The organism is Nonomuraea sp. KM88 (assembly GCF_052245635.1).
In the GTDB taxonomy this organism is placed as follows: Bacteria; Actinomycetota; Actinomycetes; order Streptosporangiales; family Streptosporangiaceae; genus Nonomuraea.
In genome coordinates, this window is the sequence record NZ_JBQQCC010000002.1 from 441,473 (window position 1) to 458,446 (window position 16,974).

The window sequence follows — 16,974 nt, forward strand, 5'->3', positions numbered from 1 at the left end:
GGGATGTCCCCTTCTCAGAACAAAGTGCTTGTCGTCGGGATGGACGGCCTGCGCTTCGACCGGCTCCAGGCCGTGGGCGCGCCGGTGCTGGCCGGGCTGATGGCCTCCGGCGCGTACGGCACCAGCATGCTCCCCTACGGTGAGGCCGGCACGCCGCGTACGGAGTCGCCCGGCGAGGTCGTGCCCAAGGCCCCCGAGCCGGCGGCCGGCGACCGGGTGATCAGGTCGCGTACGGACTCGGGGCCCGGCTGGTCGTCCATCGCCACCGGGGCCTGGCCCGACAAGCACGGCGTCGTAGACAACAGCTTCACCGCACCACAATTCCGGAAATTTCCGGACTTCCTGACTCGTGCGAAGAAGGCCCGCCCCGAGCTGGACACCGCTGCCTTCTTCTCCTGGGCGGCACTCGCCGAGCACGGCGCGTTCGGCCCGGCGGTCGACCACCGGTTCGTGCTCGACGGCTACGCGATCGGCTGGGCCGAGGCCGACGGGCAGGTCGCCGCCGCGGCCGAGCGGCACCTGGCGGAGACCGACCCTGACGCCGTGTTCGTCTACCTCGGCGACACCGACGACGTGGCCCACGATCTCGGCCCGCACTGTCCCGAGTACACCGCCGCCCTCCAGGTCCAGGACGCCTACCTGGGGCGCCTGCTCGACACCGTCCGCGCCCGGCCCTCGTACGCGCGCGAGCGCTGGACCGTGCTCGTCACCACTGACCACGGTCACGTGGACGAGGGCGGTCACGGCGGTGTCTCGGAGGAGGAACGCAGGGTGTTCGTGATCGCCAACCGGCTGGGGGAGCGCCTTGCCCATCGTGGCCTGGCCGGTCCCCGGCTGGTGGACGTGGCTCCTACGGTGCTCGCCTCGCTCGGCGTGGCCGTCGATTCCGCGTGGAACCTGGACGGTGAGCCGCTGGAATTGTGACGCCTTTCATCAAGTGTTGAATTTCTGCCGGGAAAGCGTGACACTCGTGTCAGGATGCTGAAGGGCAGGGATGAAGCTGATGAACACGGCACTCGACTTCTCCGAGATCGACGCGGGAATGCTCGCCGTGGTGGGCGGAAAGGCCGCCAACCTCGGCGAGCTGACCCGGGCGGGGCTGCCCGTACCACCCGGCTGGGTGCTGACCACGCAGGCCTACCGCCAGGTCGCCGAGGGCCTGGAGACCAGCGGCGACGGGCTCGCCGAGCGCGCCAGGAGCCACCTGCTGCGAGCCCCGGTGCCCGGCGCCGTGCGCGAGACGATCGTGAAGGCGTACGCCGCGCTCGGCGACGACGTGCCGGTGGCCGTGCGCTCCTCCGCCACGGCCGAGGACCTGCCGTTCGCCAGCTTCGCCGGGCAGCAGGACACCTTCCTCAACGTGGTGGGCGCGGACGCGGTGGTCGACGCCGTACGCCGCTGCTGGGCCTCGCTCTGGACCGACCGCGCCGTCGCCTACCGCGAGTCGAACGGCATCGACCACGCCGCCGTGCGGCTCGCCGTGGTCGTCCAGACCATGGTGGACGCGCGCGTTTCCGGCGTCATGTTCACCGCCAACCCGGTGACGGGCCGGCGGCGCGAGTCCGTCATCGACGCGGCCCCCGGGCTCGGCGAGGCCGTCGTCTCCGGCGCCGTGAACCCCGACCGCTTCGTCGTCCACGGGGGCGAGATCCTCGACCGCCGCGCGGGCGACAAGCGGCTGGCCGTCCGCGCGCTGCCCGGGGGCGGCACCGAACGCGTCGAGACCACCGGCGACGCTCCGGACGGAGAACGCGGGAGAGAACTCTGCCTGACCGACGCCGAGGTGCTCGCCCTGGCCGAGCTGGGCACGCGCGTCGAGGACCACTACGGCGCCCCCCAGGACACCGAGTGGGCCATCGGCCACGACGGCGGGCTCTGGCTCACCCAGGCGCGCCCGATCACCACGCTCTACCCGCTGCCGGACAACCCCGGACCGGGGCTGCGGGCGTACTTCTCCTTCAACGTCGCCCAGGGCGTCATGGGGCCGATCACGCCCATGGGACGGTCGGCACTCAAGCTGGTCGCCTCGGGAGCGGCCGGGCTGTTCGGCTACGGCTCCGCCGACCCCCTCGGCGGCCCTCCGCTGATGACCGAGTCGGGGCAGCGGTTGTGGATGGACATCACCACCGCCGTACGCAGCAGGGCCGGCCGCGCCATCATGCCGCGCGTGCTGCAACTCGGCGAGGCGCGCACAGGACCGGTTATCGAGCAGCTGGTGACGGATCCCCGGCTGTCGCTGGCGTACACCTCCCGCCGCCCGGTGATCCGCGGCCTGCGCCGCTTCGCCCGCCGCGTCCACGCCCCCTCGCGGGTGCTGCTCGCGCTGACCAGGCCGGGCGGGGCCCTGGCGTACGCCGCCCGCGTGGGCGAGGCGATCGACCGGCGCCTGCCGCCGCCGTCGGAGGCCACCCCCGAGCAGCGCCTCGACCACGCCCAGCGCGTGCTCTCCCGCGCGTTCTCCCTCATCGTCTCGATCATGCCGATCGCGATCACGGGCTACGGCCTGTTCGCGTTGTCGTCCAGGCTCTCCGGCGTGCCGATCGGCGACATGCAGGACATCCTGCGCAGCGTTCCGCACAACCCGACCACGGAGATGGACCTGGAACTGTGGGACCTGTCCACCCGCGTCGAGCCCGAGCCGTTCGTGACGGAGCCGGTGGAGGAACTGGTCCGCCGCTACCGAGCGGGGACGCTCCCGCCCATCGCCCAGCGAGAGATCACCAGATTCCTGGACACGTACGGCCATCGCGGCGTCGCCGAGATCGACCTCGGCGTCCCCCGCTGGTCGGAGGAGCCCGCGCACATCCTCGGCGTGGTCGCCAACTACCTGCGCATGGACGGCGACACCGCCCTCGCGCCCGCCGCCCTGTTCGCCAAGGGCGCGCGGGAGGCGCAGGCGGAGATCGCCCGGGTGGCCGCCGAGGCCGGACGCAAGGGCCGGTGGCGGGCCGCCGTGGTGCGGTTCGCGCTCGGGCGCACGCGCATGTACGCGGGGCTGCGCGAGCTGCCCAAGTTCTACGTGGTCAAGATCCTCGCCGGGGTGCGGCAAAGCCTGCTGCAGGTGGGGGAGCACCTGGTCGGCCTCGGGGTGCTGGACGCGGCGCGGGACGTGTTCTTCCTCGACCTGAGAGAGGCCAGGACCGCTCTGGGCGGCGGCGACCTGCGCGGGCTCGTGGCGGAGCGGCGGGAGGCGTACGAACGGGAGTCGCGCCGCAGGCACGTGCCCAGGGTGCTGCTCTCCGACGGCACCGAGCCCGAGGCGCTCGCCACCCCCGCCGCGTCCAGCGGCGCGCTGACCGGCACGGCCGCGTCGGCGGGCACCGTCACGGGCGTGGCGAGGGTGGTGATGGACCCGATCGGCGCGCACCTGGAGCCGGGCGAGATCCTGGTCTGCCCCTCGACGGACCCCGGCTGGACGCCGCTGTTCCTGACGGCGAGCGGGCTCGTCATGGAGATGGGCGGCTCGATGTCGCACGGCGCGGTGGTGGCCAGGGAATACGGCATCCCGGCCGTTGTCGGCGTCGCCGACGCCACCCACCGCGTCACCACCGGCCAGAAGATCACCGTGAACGGCGCCGCGGGCACCGTGACGCTCTCGTCCTGACGCCTCCGTACGAGCGGGAGCCGTGCCGTCCCCCCGCGAGGAGCGGCACGCCCCCCCACGGCTCAGCCGGTGGCCTGCACCACGTCCTCGTAGCGGGCCTTCATCGTGGCCACCACCTCGTCGGGGTCCGCGGCCCAGATGTCGGCGTTGAAGATCTCCACCTCGACGTCGCCGGTGTATCCGGCGGCCAGGACGGCCCGCGTGATCGGCGGGAAGTCGATCACGCCGTCGCCCATCATGCCCCGGCCGAGCAGCACGTCCGCGGGCAGCGGGTGCAGGTAGTCGCACACCTGGTACGACACGATCCTGCGGCCCGCGCGGGCGATGTCGTCGAACAACCTCGGGTCCCACCAGACGTGGAAGGTGTCCACCACCACGCCGACCTGCTCCTCCGGGTAGGCCAGGCTCAGGTCGAGCGCCTGACCGAGAGTGGACAGGACGGCCCGGTCGGGACAGTAGACGGGGTGGAGGGGCTCGAGAGCCAGCTTGACCCCCCGCTCCCCGGCGTAGGGGGCCAGCTCCGCCAGCGCCTCGGCCACCCGCTCCCGCGCCCCGGCCAGATCCCGCGAGAACCCGCCCGCCGCCACACCGCGCGCGCCCGCGCGGCCGGGTGGCAACGGCTCGCCCGGTGTCACCCCCGGCAGGCCGCCCACCACCATCACCAGGCAGGCCGCCCCCAGTTCCGCCGCCTCGTCGATGGCCCGCCGGTTGTCGTCGAGCGCGCGGGCGAAGGCACGGCGGCCCTCGTCGCCCGGCAGCCCGCCGGCCGTCATGAAGCCGCCCCGGCACAACGACGACACGCGCAGCCCGGCCGCCCGTACCAGCTTCACGCTCTCCGCGAGGCCCTGCTCGGCGACGTTCTCCCGCCACAGCCCGACAGCCTCCAGGCCGTGCCGTACGCATCCGTCCACGGCTTCGGCCACGGTCCAGCGCTGCGTCGTCCGCTGGTTGAGTGAGAGGCTCACAGCCCGTTCACCGCCAGCAGCGCCTTCATGCGGCGCACGGCGAGCTCCTGGTCGGCCAGCAGCCCGGCCTGGTCGGCCAGGCGGAACACCTCCGACAGGTGGAGCAGCGAGCGGGCCGACTGGGCGCCGTTCACCATGGCGAACGCGTCCTGGTGACCGTTCAGCCAGGCCAGGAAGACGATGCCGGTCTTGTAGTGGTACGTCGGCGTCTCGAAGATCTTCCTGGACAGGGGGACGGTCGGGGCCAGGATCTCGTCGTACGACGCCAGCAGCCGGTCGCGGCCCGCGTCGTCGCCGGCGGCCTCGGCCGCGTCGAGCACCCGCAGCGCGGCGGCCGCCGCCGGGGCGATGGCGTCGAAGATGCCGAGCAGCGCGTGCGAGCCCGACCTGATCAGCGACGGGTAGTTGAAGTCGTCGCCGGTGTAGAGCTTGACCCCGTCGGGGAGCGCGGCGCGCAGCCCCACCTCGTGCTCCTCGTCCAGCAGCGACACCTTCACCCCGTCCACCATGGGCGCGTGGGCGTGGACGAGCTCCAGGAACGACTCGGTCGCCGCCGCCACGTCAGGGGCGCCCCAGTAGCCGGCCAGGTGCGGGTCGAACATCTCGCCCAGCCAGTGCAGGATCACCGGCCGGTCCACCAGGCCGAACAGCTTGCCGTACACCTGGTGGTAGTCCTTGGGGCCGGTCGCGGCTCTCGCGAGCTGGCGGGAGGCCATGATGATGACGCCGGCGCCGGCGGACTGCACGGTCTCGATCTGCTCGGCGTACGCGGCCGTGATCGTGTTCAGGTCGGCGGCCCGGGGCGCGTGGTCGGTGCCCGCGCCGCAGGAGACCAGCGTCGCGGGGTCGCCGACCGTACGCGCCTCGGCCGCGCTGCGCCGGATGAGCTCCTTGGTCGCGGCCCAGTCCAGGCCCATGTTGCGCTGGGCGGTGTCCATGGCGTCCGCGACGCGCAGGCCGTACGACCACAGGTGGCGGCGGAAACGCAAGGTGGCGTCCCAGTCGACGGCCGCGGGGGAGCCGGGCGTGTTGTCGCCCAGTGGGTCGGCCACCACGTGTGCGGCGGCGTACACGACGCGGCTGGTGGCCGGGGCGTCCGGCACCGGCCAGGCCGTCCGCTCGTTCAGCGTGTACGCCCCGGTGCCGGGCAGGTCGATCCTCACGGCTGCGGCACCTCGATCCTGCGGCCCTCGGCGTGGGAACGCAGCCCCAGCTCGGCGAGCTGCACGCCGCGGGCGCCCGAGGCGAAGTCGTTGGGGAAGGGCGCGTCCTCCACCACGTGCCGGACGAACGCCTCCCACTGGACCTTGAACCCGTTGTCGAACTCGGCGTTGTCCGGCACCTCCTGCCAGCCGTCGCGGAAGCGCGCCGTGGCCGGCAGGTCGGGGTTCCAGACGGGCTTGGGGGTGGCGGAGCGGTGCTGCACGCGGCAGTTGCGCAGGCCCGCCACGGCGCTGCCGTGCGTGCCGTCCACCTGGAACTCCACTAGTTCGTCCCGGTTCACCCGGACTGCCCACGAGGAGTTGATCTGCGCGATGACGCCGCCTTCAAGCTCGAAGATCCCGTACGCGGCGTCGTCCGCGGTGGCCTGGTACGTGGCGCCCTGCTCGTCCACGCGGGCGGGGATGTGCGTCACCGCCCTGGCGTAGACCGACTGGACCCTGCCGAACAGGTTCTCCATGACGTAGTGCCAGTGCGGGAACATGTCGAGCACGATGCCGCCGCCGTCCTCGGCCCGGTAGTTCCACGACGGCCGCTGCGCCTCCTGCCAGTCGCCCTCGAACACCCAGTAGCCGAACTCGCCGCGCACCGACAGGATCCGGCCGAAGAAGCCGCCGTCGATCAGCCGCTTCAGCTTGAGCAGGCCGGGGAGGAACAGCTTGTCCTGCACGACGCCGTTCTTGACGCCCTTGGCCGCGGCGGCCTCGGCCAGCGCGACCGCCTCCTGCGTGGACTCGGCCGTCGGCTTCTCCGCGTAGATGTGCTTGCCCGCCTCGATGGCCTTGAGCACGGATTTGACGCGCGCGCTGGTGACCTGGGCGTCGAAGTAAATGAGGTTGCCGTCGTCGGCGAGGGCCGCGTCCAGTTCTGTAGTGAAATCCGAAATGTCGTGCTTAGTAGCAATATCTGCAAGTTTGTCGGCATTACGTCCGACCAGGATGGGCTTGAGCTTGACCTTTCCGCCGTCCGAGAGCGCGACGCCGCCCTGCTCGTTGATGGCCAGAACGGAACGGACCAAATGCTGGCGATAGCCCATCCGTCCGGTGACGCCGTTCATCACGACGCCTATGGTGCGCACGCTCATGAAGATCCCTTCAGGACAAACGGATGGAAAGCGCTTTCCCGAACCGTACGGCCGTGCGGCCCAGGGCGTCAAGTGGCGCGGGCCGTCAGGAGGCCCGCACACCGGGTGGCGGCCCCGCGCGGAGGCCGCCGTGCTCGGCGCTAGCCGCGCGGCTCCAGCCTGGCCAGCGCCTTGGCGATGGGGTGGGCGGCGAGCGACAGCTGCCACTCGCGAGCCCCGAGCTCGCGCAACCGCGCGGTCACGCTCTCGTCGGTGATCTCGGCCGGCGGCTCCCAGGTCAGTCTGCGGACGGCGTCGGGTTGCAGCAGGTTCTCCGTCGGCATGTGGAACTCGTCGGCCAGCGCGGACACCACCGCCCGTGCCGCCGCCAGCCGCTTGGCGGCGGCCGGGTCACGGTCGGCCCACCGGTTGGGCGGTGGCGGCCCGTCGCCTGGTGTGCTCGGCTGGGGGAGCTGGCTGTCGGGCAGCGCGCGGGCCCTGGCCACCGCGGCGAGCCAGTCGCTCATGTGCCGTCGCGCGCTTCGCCCGGTGAATGCCGAAATTTCGGTCAATGCCTTCTTGGTACGGGGCCCTTCGAGCGCCGCGGTGACGATGGCGGTATCGGGCAGCACCCTGCCGGGCGCCAGGTCGGCCTCGCGCGCGATGCGATCGCGCATGGTCCACAACTCGCGCACGATGGCCAGCGCGCGTACGTTGCGCACCTTGTGGATGCCCGACGTGCGGCGCCACGGGTCGGACCGCGGCACCGGCGGCGGGGTGTTGAGCACGGCGGCGAACTCCTCGCGCGCCCACTCCAGCTTCCCGCTCTCCGCCAGCTGCTCGTGGAGCACGTCGCGGAGCTCGACCAGCACCTCCACGTCGAGCGCGGCGTAGCGCAGCCAGTCTTCCGGCAACGGCCTGGTGGACCAGTCGGCCGCCGAGTGGCCCTTCTCCAGCCGCAGCCCGAGCACGGTCTCGACCATCGTGCCGAGGCCCACCCGCTCGTAGCCGAGCAGCCGCCCGGCCAGCTCGGTGTCGAACATCTCCCGCGGCCTGAACCCCAGCTCCATGAGGCACGGCAGGTCCTGGGAGGCGGCGTGCAGCACGATCTCCGCGTCGGCCACGGCCTGGTCGAGGGCGGAAAGATCGGGGCAGCCGACCGGGTCGATCAGCGCGGAGCCGGCGCCGGCCCTGCGCAGCTGCACCAGGTAGGCGCGGTTGCCGTAGCGGTAGCCGGAGGCCCGCTCGGCGTCGACGGCGACGGGGCCGCCTCCCGCGGCGAACCGCGCCACGACCGTGGCCAGCCCTGCCGCGTCCGCGATGACCGGCGGGATGCCCTCGCGGGGTTCGAGCAGCGGCTCGACTGTGCGTTCTTCTGTCATTCGACCTTTTCCGTGGCTACTCCGACCCACAGCCGGAGAGGAAACGCATTCCAGCGTAGCGAGACAGGGAAACGTGGCGCGTACCCGGGCGGATCGGCGTCGGAGTACGCATCACGTCTGGTCGTCATGTCGGCGGGGCAGCGCGGCCACGTCGGGCGGGAGCGGCGGCATCCCCGCAGCCAGGCACATCAGGTCACACCAGGCGGCGACATGGCCGGAGAGATCCTCCTGGGCGGGAGACCAGGACGCCCGCAGCTCGAGCTCGGTCGTGACCGGGTCGTCGGCCTTGTTGCCGAACCCCTCGGACACGGCTCTCGTCACCGTGCCGCCGGCGGCGGAATAGCCGGCCTGGTGCGCGTCGAGGGCCTCGGTCAGCCAGCTCCAGGCCACTGGCCCGAGCAGCGGGTCGGAGGTGATCTCGGGCTCCATGTCGGCCCTGACGTAGGCGACCAGGCGGAACGGGCCCTCCCAGCCGCGCTGGCCGTCGGGGTCGTAGAGGAGGATCAGCCGGCCGACCGCGAGCTCGTCGTCGTCGCGGTAGACGGACGCGCCGATGGCGGCGGAATAGGGTGCCAGCCGCTGCGGCGCGGGCAGGTCCTCGAGCTCGATCTCCGGCCGGACCTCGGACAACCGCAGACTCTCCGCCGCACGGGTGAACTCGGCGGGAGGCGGTGGCTGGTCACCGAGTGTCATAGCCGAAGCGTAGGACGAAGACGGACGGAAGGGGACCACGGGGGTGCTCATCTTTGGTGATCAAGCCGCCGCCGTAACGAGCTGGCGAACGGGCCGGGTGGACTCGGCGGAGCCGAGAAGGATCGCGTGGCCGCACTCGGCGCAGGCCCACTCGGGGCACTCGCCCTGCTCGTGCCCGTCGGCACACGGAGGCTGCTCGAACGGGCGCACACCGGCACAGGACGGGCAACACTCACTGCGGCGCTCTGGGAAACTCCACAACGCGGGCATCGCACGAGTCATCGAAGCGGGGCCTTTCTTCGGGTTGTGGCTCCGACGTTGGCATGAGCCGATGACAATTCCCCGCAACGCGCTCGGCGTGTCCCGAAAGTGGTCGCTGAATCGATGCCGCGCGGTTGCTTGGCGAACATTTAACTCAGTCGAGACCGGCTCTCTGGGCGGGCATGGGGTGTGTTCGACCCGTGTGGGACGCCGACGCCGAGCAGACGGGTAAACCTTCATCCGGCCATCTGATCATGATTTGCTAGGTCCAATGGATGTTTTTCCCGACACGGCCACTTCGTGTCGCCGCGGAATCCGCCGCCGGACACCGTTCCGCCTCCCTCGCCCGGCACGGATCCGCTTCCGCCCCGGACGCCTGTCCGCCTCCGTCACATGACGCGGCCCCGCCTGCGGCCATGGCCCGCCGCAGGACCCCGTCCGCTGGCGGGACCGGTGCCCCGGCGTGGCACGCTTGTGGGGTGAACCTCGCCGACTCAGCGTTCCTGCGTGCCTGCCGCCGCCAGCCCGTTCCGCACACCCCGGTCTGGTACATGCGCCAGGCCGGGCGCTCGCTGCCGGAATACCTCAAGGTCCGCGAGGGCGTGCCCATGCTCACCGCGTGCGCGACGCCCGAGCTGATCGTCGAGATCACCATGCAGCCGGTCCGCCGTTACGGCGTGGACGCGGCCATCTTCTTCAGCGACATCGTCGTCCCCCTCAAGGCCGTCGGCATCGACCTCGACATCAAGCCGGGCGTCGGCCCGGTCGTGGCCGACCCGATCCGCGACGCCAAGGGCCTCGACGCGCTGCGCCCGCTGGAGCCCGGCGACGTGCCGTACGTCACCGAGGCCATCCAGGCGCTCACCGGAGAGCTGGGCGGCACGCCGCTGATCGGCTTCGCGGGCGCGCCGTTCACCCTCGGCTCCTACCTGATCGAGGGCGGCCCGTCGAAGAACCACGACAGGACCAAAGCCATGATGTACGGCGCGCCCGAGCTGTGGCACGCCCTCATGGAGCGCCTGTCCGCCATCGTCCTGGAACACCTGCGCATCCAGGTCGCGGCCGGCGCCTCCGCCGTGCAGCTCTTCGACTCCTGGGTGGGGGCGGTGGCGCCGGACGACTACCGCGAGTTCGTCCTGCCCCACACCCGGCGCATCCTCGAAGGCGTCCAGGACGTGCCGCGCATCCACTTCGGTGTGGGCACGGGCGAGCTGCTGGGCGTGCTGGGCGAGGCGGGCGCCGACGTGGTCGGGGTCGACTGGAGGGTGCCGCTCGACGAGGCGGCCCGCCGGGTCGGCCCCGGTAAGGCGCTGCAGGGCAACCTCGACCCGGCCGTCCTGCTGGCGCCGTGGGACGTGGCCGAACGCAGGGCCCGCGACGTGCTGCGGCGCGGCCGGGCGGCCGAGGGGCACGTCTTCAACCTCGGCCACGGCGTCCTGCCCTCGACCGACCCCGACCAGCTCAAGCGCCTGACCGACCTCGTCCACGAAGCCGGCGCCCCGGCCTGACCCCTGGCCCGCGCATCGCCCTGTGCCGGTGCTCAGACGGTTGTGGGGCCCGGGCCGCCCGGTTTCCGGCCCGGGGGAGCAGACGCGACCAGGGAACGGGCGGCGCGGTCACGGCGTACCAGATAGATCACCAGGGCGAGCAGCGGCAGCGAGACGACCACCCACGGCAGCACCGCACCGAGCATCGTGAGCGCCACCTTCACGAACGACACCAGCGCGCCCCACCCGGCCTTCAGCCCGCCGAAGAAGCCCGCCGGCTCCTCGTCGGGGTCGGTCACCGTGGCCACCGGCCCCACCAGCCGGAGCGTCAACGTCGCCATCGCGACCTGCGCGGCCAGCTCCTTCTGCTGGGCCTGCAGCGACTCCAGGTCCGCCTCGCGATCGGAGATCTCCCGCTCGACCTGCAGCACCTGGCCGATCGTCTCGGCCTTCTTCAGCAGCGTACGCAGCGACTCCAGCGACTGCTCCGCCGACTTGAGCCGGCTCTCCACGTCAGCCACCTGGAGCGTGACGTCCTGGGTGGCCTGGTTCATGGACAGCTGCCTGCCCAGGTCCTTGCCGAGCCGGCCGGTCACCTCGGCGTACCTCGCCGGCGGGATCTTGAACTCCAGCGTGGCCGAGTCCTTGGTGGCGCCGGCCGAGTTGCTCTCCTCCCTGGACAGGTGGCCGCCGGCCGCGGTGACGATCTGCTTGGCCTGCTGCACGGCGGTGGAGACCCGCTCAGCGCGCACGGTCATGCTCCCGGTGTAGATGACCTGCCGCTCCTGCCGGGTCACCTTGACGCCGGAGACGACGCCGTCCCCGCCGCCCCCGTCCGCCTTCGCGCGGGGCTGTTCGGTGGACTGCGCCTCGGTCCTGGGCTGCCCGACGCCGTACTGCTCGGACCGCGCCTGCGTGGTGTCCATGGCCGGCTCGCCGGCCGACAGGCGGCCGCCGCCGGCGCAGCCTCCCAGGAGCGTGACGGCGCAGGCCGCCGATAACGCGATGCCGTACCGCATTCGTCTCATGCCCTTATGACGGCTTCCGGATCACCCCGGTTTGACGGCGCAAATCACGGTCCGGCATCGAGCTCATGGCCTCCACTGCGTGGAGGCGGGCTCGGTCAGGTGGGCGACCCGGGCGGGTGGGCGGCGTTGTGAGGCGGTAGCGTCGGGAGGCGTGGAAGGGAATCGGGCGCACGTGGTGGTGGTCGGCGGCGGGATCTCCGGTCTGGCCGCCGCGTGGCACCTCCGCCAGGGCGCGGGCGAGCGGGTGAAGGTGACGGTCCTCGAGGGTTCACCGCGCATCGGCGGCAAGCTGTACGCCTCGGAGGTCGCCGGGGTGAGCGTCGACGCGGGAGCGGAGGCCATGCTGGCCCGCCGGCCCGAGGGCGCCGAGCTGGCCAGGGCGGTCGGGCTAGGGGAGGAGCTGGTGTTCCCCGGCACGACGCGTTCGGCCGTCTACACCAGGGGCACGCTCCGTCACCTGCCGAAGGGCCAGGTCATGGGCGTGCCGTCCGACCTGACCGAGCTGGCGAGGTCCGGCATCGTCTCGCCCGGCGGGCTGCTGCGCGTGCCGCTCGACCAGTTCCTGCCGCCCACCCTGGTGCGCACCGACGTGTCGGTGGCCGCCTACATCCGCGCCAGGATGGGTTCGGAGGTCGTGGAGCGGCTGGTCGAGCCGCTGCTCGGCGGCGTCTACGCGGGCCGTTCCGACATGTTGTCGCTGGAGGCCACGATGCCGCGCGTGGCGGCCGTGGCACGCTCTGAGCGCTCGCTGCTGTCCGCGGCCCGGCAGCTCGTCGAGGACGCGCCGAAGGACGCGGGGCCCGTCTTCACCTCGCTCAAGAACGGTGTCGGCGGCCTGCCCGAGGCGGTCGCCAAGGCGTCCGGCGCCGACGTCAGGACCGGAGTGACCGCCCGCGAGCTGCACAGGACAGAGCACGGCTGGCGGCTCGTGACGGGCCCCGTGCCGAGGCCCGAGACCATCGAGGCGGACGCGGTGATCGTGGCCGTGCCCGGGCCCGCCGCGAGCCGGCTGCTCAAGGACGAGGCGCCCAAGGCGGCGACCGAGCTGGCCAGGATCGACTACGCCAGCATGGCCATCGTCACGCTCGCCTACCCGGTCGACGCCTTTCCCGAGCCGCCCGCCGTCAGCGGCTATCTGGTGCCGCCCGCGGAGGGCCGGCCGGTCAAGGCGGTCACGTTCAGCTCGGTGAAGTGGCCTCACCTGGCCAGAGACCTGGTGATCCTGCGCTGCTCGATCGGCAGGATCGGCGAGGAGCACCTGCTTCACCGCGAGGACGCCGAGCTGGTGTCGCTGGCCATGGCCGAGATGGGCGAGGTGATGGGCGTGCGCGGGCTGCCCGTGGACAGCCGGGTGACGCGCTGGGGCGGGGCGCTGCCGCAGTACAACGTGGGCCACCTCGACCGGGTGGCCAAGGTGCGTTCCGCGGTGGCCGGGCAGCCGGGGCTGGCCGTGTGCGGCGCGGCCTACGACGGCATCGGCATCCCGGCATGCATCGGCGCCGCGCGTACGGCGGCCGCCCAGATTCTGGACCACCTGTCGCTACGAGGAGAATGAACACCATGACAGAGGGCGCCGCGCGGCTCAAGGCCCGCGATCTCAACCAGGTGATCCGTTACACGATGTGGTCGGTCTTCCAGGCGGCCGAACCGTGCCCGAGCGACCGCGACGGCCTCGCGCGGGAGGTCACCGAGCTGCTCGACCAGGCAGCCGGGAAGGACGTCGTGACCAGGGGGGTCTACGACGTGGCGGGGTTCAGGGCCGACGCCGACTACATGTTCTGGTGGCACGCGCCCACGCCCGAGGACCTCCAGGACGTCTACGCCCGGTTCCGCCGCACCACGCTGGGCCGGCACAGCAGGCCCGTCTGGTCGGCGATGGCGCTGCACCGGCCGGCCGAGTTCAACAAGTCGCACATCCCGGCCTTCCTCGCCGAGGAGGAGCCGCGCGCCTACGTGAGCGTCTACCCGTTCGTCCGCTCCTACGAGTGGTACCTCCTCGAAGACTCCGAGCGCCGGGCGATGCTGGCCGAGCACGGCAGGATGGCGCGCGACTACCCCGACGTGCGGGCCAACACGGTGGCGTGCTTCTCGCTCAACGACTACGAGTGGATGCTGGCGTTCGAGGCCGACGAGCTGCACAGGATCGTCGACCTGATGCGGACGCTGCGCGGCGCGCAGGCCCGCCGGCACACCCGGGTCGAGATCCCCTTCTACACCGGCGCCCGCAAGCCGGTGCAGGAACTCGTCGCCGCCCTCCCCTGACGCGCGCCGCCGTCCCGCTGCAAAAGATCAAGACCCGAGTCGGCGATCCAACTGTTTTGATCGGCCCGCCTTGTCACAATCAGGGAAATCCCTAGTTCGTCGGGCGTGCGCGGTCCCGTACAGGGCTGGCACGTTCCAACCGCGGGCCCGTACGGGTCCGGGCAGGGAGGCGGGGTGGACGAGTCGGGCAGGCCCGGCCGGCGCGCGACCGGTCGTCATGCGGCGGTTGGTCATGCGCTGGGGCGCGCGCGGCGGGTTCGCGGGCGGGCGGCGGCCCGCCGGCGAGGGCTGCGCGGACGGCGCGGCACCCGCAGGCGCGGGCTGCTGGTGGGTGCGATCGCGCTGGCCGGGGCGGCGGCGGTGCTCGGCGTCAACGGGACCGTCGGCGGCGTGCTGACCGCCGCCACCACCGACGGGCGTCCCGCCGCGGCGGGAGCCGGGCCGGCCCTGCCCAGCGGCGGCGCGCGCGTGAACGGCTCGCCGGAGTCGCCCGGCAGGGCCGGCGCGGAGGAGAGGGCGGACGCCGGTGCGCGGGCCAGGGCGCGCGAGGTGCGCAGGCCCGCGCCGCCCAGAACCACCGGCGGAGGGCCGGCGCGGGAGGCGGGCGCGACCGGCGCGAGCTCTGGGGCCGAGCCCGGGCTGGTGTCGGGCGCGACCGACCCGGATGACCTGCCGGCGGGCGGTCCCGACCCCGGTGACGTCGCCGGTTACCGGGCCGACGGGCCGTCGCGGCACACGGACCGCGAGGCGGCGGAGTTCTTCCGTACGCGCTGGGGAGCCGGCGACAAGGCGCTGAAGCGGCTCAAGGACATCCGCACGGTCGGCGGATATCTGCGGATCTACACGGATCTGCCGGAGTCAGCCGGCAACTCCGCCACCGCACTGACGCTCTGCGAACGCGGCCTCGACTACCTGCGCGCCCGCGGGGTGGCCCGTCCCGTGGTGTTCGTGCAGGCGGAATTCGGAGAGAACGGCAACCCGGTGCTGGCCAACATCCTGGGGCCGTCCGACACCAGCTGCCGGGTCACGCATCCGGCACCGGGCTGAGCCGGGCGCGGGCCGGCGCCCGGTCTAGCGCACGCGCACCCGCGTCTTGGCGCACCGCTCGCACCGCTGCGTCACCACGCGTCCTATGGTCTCGATCGTCACCCAGCGGTGGCGAAGATGGACACCACGCACACGATTCTCCTACCCGGTGCGGGCGATCAGCACGCGCTGTCGTTATGTGATCACCCCTTGGGTTCAAGGGTAAGGGAGATCGAGTTGATGCAGTACCGGTCATCGGTCGGCGTCGCATAGCCCTCGCCGTGGAACACGTGCCCCAGGTGCGAGTCGCACCGGGCGCAGCGCACCTCTGTGCGCACCATCCCGAGGCTGCGGTCCTCGATGAGCTTCACCGCCTCGGAGGCGGACGGTTCGAAGAAGCTCGGCCAGCCGCAGTGCGACTCGAACTTCGTGTCGGACCGGAAGAGCTCGGCGCCGCAGGCGCGGCACGAGTAGACCCCTTCGGCCTTGGTGTCGACGTACTCCCCCGTGAACGGGCGCTCGGTGCCGGACTCCCTGAGGACCTGGTACTCCTCGGGGGACAACTGGGCCCGCCACTCGGCCTCGCTCTTGACGACCTTGTCCATGTCTCCAGAGTACGACTTCCGGCAAAAAGAGATCTCCGCCGGGGAAGCATCCTTTCTGGTGCGAATTCGCGTCTTTGTCGGCAAGGGGGTGTTCATCGCCTCCTGCCAAGGGGTGAGATCGTCCGCGGATCCCACCGAGCGGCACAGCCCACGCCCGTGCTGGCGCCGCCGGGGGATCGCCACGGCCGGCCGGGTGGCGCGCCAGCGCCCGGAACGGCGGCGGACGGTCTGGCGGCCCGTCCCGTCGAGCCCTCGGTCCCGCCACCGAGGAGGCTCCGGGACGGGCCCACCCCGCCTTGTCGGAGGAGGGGAGTAGGTTCTGTGGCATGGCATCGCCGTACATAGAACTCGAGGTGGGGGAGCGGACCGTCAAGGTCACCAACCCCGACAAGGTCTATTTTCCTGGGATCGGCGCCACCAAGCGGGAGCTGGTGGAATATTACGTGAGCGTCGGGGAGGGAGCGCTGCGGGCGCTTCAGGACCGGCCCACCAACCTGAAGCGCCACCCCGACGGCGTGCAGACCGACGCGATCTACCAGAAGCGCATGCCGCCCCGGCATCCCGACTGGCTCCAGCCAGTCACGGTGACGTTCCCGAGCGGGCGCACGGCGCAGTCGCTGCGGGTCACCGAGGTGGCCGCCATCGCCTACTGCGCCAACCTCGGCACCATCGACTTCCACCCGTGGCAGGTGCGCGCCGCCGACACCGAACACCCCGACGAGCTGCGCATCGACCTCGACCCACAGCCCGGGCTGGAGTTCGACGCGGCACGCGAGGCCGCGCTCCTCACCCGCGAGGTGCTGGCCGACCTGGGGATGGACGGGTTCGTCAAGACGTCGGGCAACCGCGGCGCCCACATCGCCGTGCGCATCGAGCCGCGCTGGGACTTCATCCAGGTGCGCCACGCCGGCATCGCCCTGGCCAGGGCCGTGGAGGAGCGTGATCCCGGCCTGGTGACCACGGCGTGGTGGAAGGAGGAGCGCGGCGAGCGGGTGTTCATCGACTACAACCAGAACGCCAGAGACCGCACGGTGGCCAGCGCCTACTCCGTCAGGGCCCAGCCGCACGCGCCCGTCTCGACGCCGCTCACCTGGGACGAGCTGGCCGACGCCGACCCGCGCGACTTCGACATCCGCACGGTGCCCGCCCGCTTCGCCGAACTGGGCGACGTGCACGCGGGCATCGACGACCGCGCCTACTCCCTCGCGCCCCTGCTCGACCTCTACGCCCAGGACGACCGCGGCGACATGCCCTACCCGCCCAACTACCCCAAGATGCCCGGCGAGCCGATGCGGGTGCAGCCGAGCCGGGCCAGGTCCGGCAAGGAGGAATAGAGCACGCGCCCAGGCCGTGCGGCCGGCTCGTGGAGGGGAACGT

At 72.2% G+C, this 16,974-nt stretch carries 14 protein-coding genes; 7 read left to right on the forward strand and 7 right to left on the reverse strand.

Annotated elements, in window-relative coordinates:
* Positions 1-3: 3 nt before the first annotated feature.
* Positions 4-924, forward strand: coding sequence for an alkaline phosphatase family protein (locus tag ACTWPV_RS07750; RefSeq protein WP_443151185.1), 921 nt, complete (start codon positions 4-6; stop codon positions 922-924).
* Between the two features lie 79 nt (positions 925-1,003).
* Positions 1,004-3,604, forward strand: a complete 2,601-nt coding sequence (locus ACTWPV_RS07755; protein ID WP_443151186.1) for a PEP/pyruvate-binding domain-containing protein — start codon at positions 1,004-1,006, stop codon at positions 3,602-3,604.
* Between the two features lie 62 nt (positions 3,605-3,666).
* Here ACTWPV_RS07755 and ACTWPV_RS07760 read toward each other — a convergent pair whose 3' ends face one another.
* From ACTWPV_RS07760 to ACTWPV_RS07780, 5 genes are all read right to left on the reverse strand, one after another.
* Positions 3,667-4,569, reverse strand: coding sequence for a sugar phosphate isomerase/epimerase family protein (locus ACTWPV_RS07760; protein WP_347646776.1), 903 nt, complete (start codon positions 4,567-4,569; stop codon positions 3,667-3,669).
* Positions 4,566-5,732, reverse strand: a complete 1,167-nt coding sequence (locus tag ACTWPV_RS07765; protein WP_443151187.1) for a dihydrodipicolinate synthase family protein — start codon at positions 5,730-5,732, stop codon at positions 4,566-4,568. Before ACTWPV_RS07765 ends, ACTWPV_RS07760 begins: the two co-directional genes overlap by 4 nt.
* Positions 5,729-6,874 carry a Gfo/Idh/MocA family protein gene (locus ACTWPV_RS07770; protein WP_443151188.1) on the reverse strand — a complete coding sequence of 382 codons (1,146 nt, stop codon included), beginning with the start codon at positions 6,872-6,874 and terminating at the stop codon, positions 5,729-5,731. The genes ACTWPV_RS07765 and ACTWPV_RS07770 overlap by 4 nt, the downstream gene beginning before the upstream one ends.
* 140 nt (positions 6,875-7,014) lie before the next feature.
* Positions 7,015-8,235 (reverse strand): HRDC domain-containing protein, encoded by a 1,221-nt coding sequence (locus ACTWPV_RS07775; protein WP_347646773.1) that lies wholly within the window; start codon positions 8,233-8,235, stop codon positions 7,015-7,017.
* 111 nt (positions 8,236-8,346) lie between these two features.
* Complete coding sequence (locus tag ACTWPV_RS07780; RefSeq protein WP_347646772.1) at positions 8,347-8,928, reverse strand: DUF3000 domain-containing protein; 582 nt, start codon at positions 8,926-8,928, stop codon at positions 8,347-8,349.
* 740 nt (positions 8,929-9,668) lie between these two features.
* Here ACTWPV_RS07780 and hemE point away from each other — a divergent pair.
* Positions 9,669-10,697: a uroporphyrinogen decarboxylase gene (hemE, locus tag ACTWPV_RS07785; RefSeq protein ID WP_443151189.1), complete on the forward strand. Its 1,029-nt coding sequence runs from the start codon at positions 9,669-9,671 to the stop codon at positions 10,695-10,697.
* Between the two features lie 32 nt (positions 10,698-10,729).
* Here the strand turns inward: hemE and ACTWPV_RS07790 are convergent, their stop codons facing one another.
* Entirely contained in the window at positions 10,730-11,704 is a 975-nt protein-coding gene (locus tag ACTWPV_RS07790; RefSeq protein ID WP_443151190.1) for a DUF4349 domain-containing protein, read from the reverse strand.
* 151 nt (positions 11,705-11,855) lie between these two features.
* Here ACTWPV_RS07790 and hemG point away from each other — a divergent pair, with 151 nt between their 5' ends.
* The 3 genes from hemG to ACTWPV_RS07805 all read left to right on the forward strand — a co-directional run bounded on the left by hemG (position 11,856) and on the right by ACTWPV_RS07805 (position 15,013).
* Positions 11,856-13,259, forward strand: a complete 1,404-nt coding sequence (gene hemG, locus ACTWPV_RS07795; protein ID WP_443151191.1) for a protoporphyrinogen oxidase — start codon at positions 11,856-11,858, stop codon at positions 13,257-13,259.
* Entirely contained in the window at positions 13,256-13,966 is a 711-nt protein-coding gene (hemQ, locus tag ACTWPV_RS07800) for a hydrogen peroxide-dependent heme synthase (RefSeq protein ID WP_443151192.1), read from the forward strand. Before hemG ends, hemQ begins: the two co-directional genes overlap by 4 nt.
* Positions 13,967-14,071: 105 nt before the next feature.
* On the forward strand, positions 14,072-15,013 hold the full coding sequence (locus ACTWPV_RS07805) for a hypothetical protein (RefSeq protein WP_443151193.1): 942 nt from the start codon (positions 14,072-14,074) through the stop codon (positions 15,011-15,013).
* Positions 15,014-15,195: 182 nt separating this feature from the next.
* On the opposite strand, the gene msrB is transcribed toward ACTWPV_RS07805, so the two are convergent.
* The gene (gene msrB / locus ACTWPV_RS07810; protein WP_443151194.1) at positions 15,196-15,597 is read right to left on the reverse strand and encodes a peptide-methionine (R)-S-oxide reductase MsrB; all 402 of its coding nucleotides are present in this window, start codon (positions 15,595-15,597) and stop codon (positions 15,196-15,198) included.
* A gap of 326 nt (positions 15,598-15,923) precedes the next feature.
* Here msrB and ligD point away from each other — a divergent pair, with 326 nt between their 5' ends.
* A complete protein-coding gene (gene ligD, locus ACTWPV_RS07815) occupies positions 15,924-16,931 on the forward strand; it encodes a non-homologous end-joining DNA ligase (protein WP_443151195.1) in 1,008 nt (335 codons plus the stop codon).
* Positions 16,932-16,974: the final 43 nt, after the last annotated feature.

Excerpts from the sequence above, each read along its gene's own strand:
- hemQ (WP_443151192.1), top strand. The coding sequence starts at position 13,256 with ATGAACACCATGACAGAGGGCGCCGCGCGGCTCAAGGCCCGCGATCTC.
- ACTWPV_RS07780 (WP_347646772.1), bottom strand. The coding sequence starts at position 8,928 with ATGACACTCGGTGACCAGCCACCGCCTCCCGCCGAGTTCACCCGTGCG.
- ACTWPV_RS07790 (WP_443151190.1), bottom strand. The coding sequence starts at position 11,704 with ATGAGACGAATGCGGTACGGCATCGCGTTATCGGCGGCCTGCGCCGTC.
- ACTWPV_RS07770 (WP_443151188.1), bottom strand. The coding sequence starts at position 6,874 with ATGAGCGTGCGCACCATAGGCGTCGTGATGAACGGCGTCACCGGACGG.
- ligD (WP_443151195.1), top strand. The coding sequence starts at position 15,924 with ATGGCATCGCCGTACATAGAACTCGAGGTGGGGGAGCGGACCGTCAAG.
- msrB (WP_443151194.1), bottom strand. The coding sequence starts at position 15,597 with ATGGACAAGGTCGTCAAGAGCGAGGCCGAGTGGCGGGCCCAGTTGTCC.
- ACTWPV_RS07750 (WP_443151185.1), top strand. The coding sequence starts at position 4 with ATGTCCCCTTCTCAGAACAAAGTGCTTGTCGTCGGGATGGACGGCCTG.
- ACTWPV_RS07755 (WP_443151186.1), top strand. The coding sequence starts at position 1,004 with ATGAACACGGCACTCGACTTCTCCGAGATCGACGCGGGAATGCTCGCC.
- ACTWPV_RS07775 (WP_347646773.1), bottom strand. The coding sequence starts at position 8,235 with ATGACAGAAGAACGCACAGTCGAGCCGCTGCTCGAACCCCGCGAGGGC.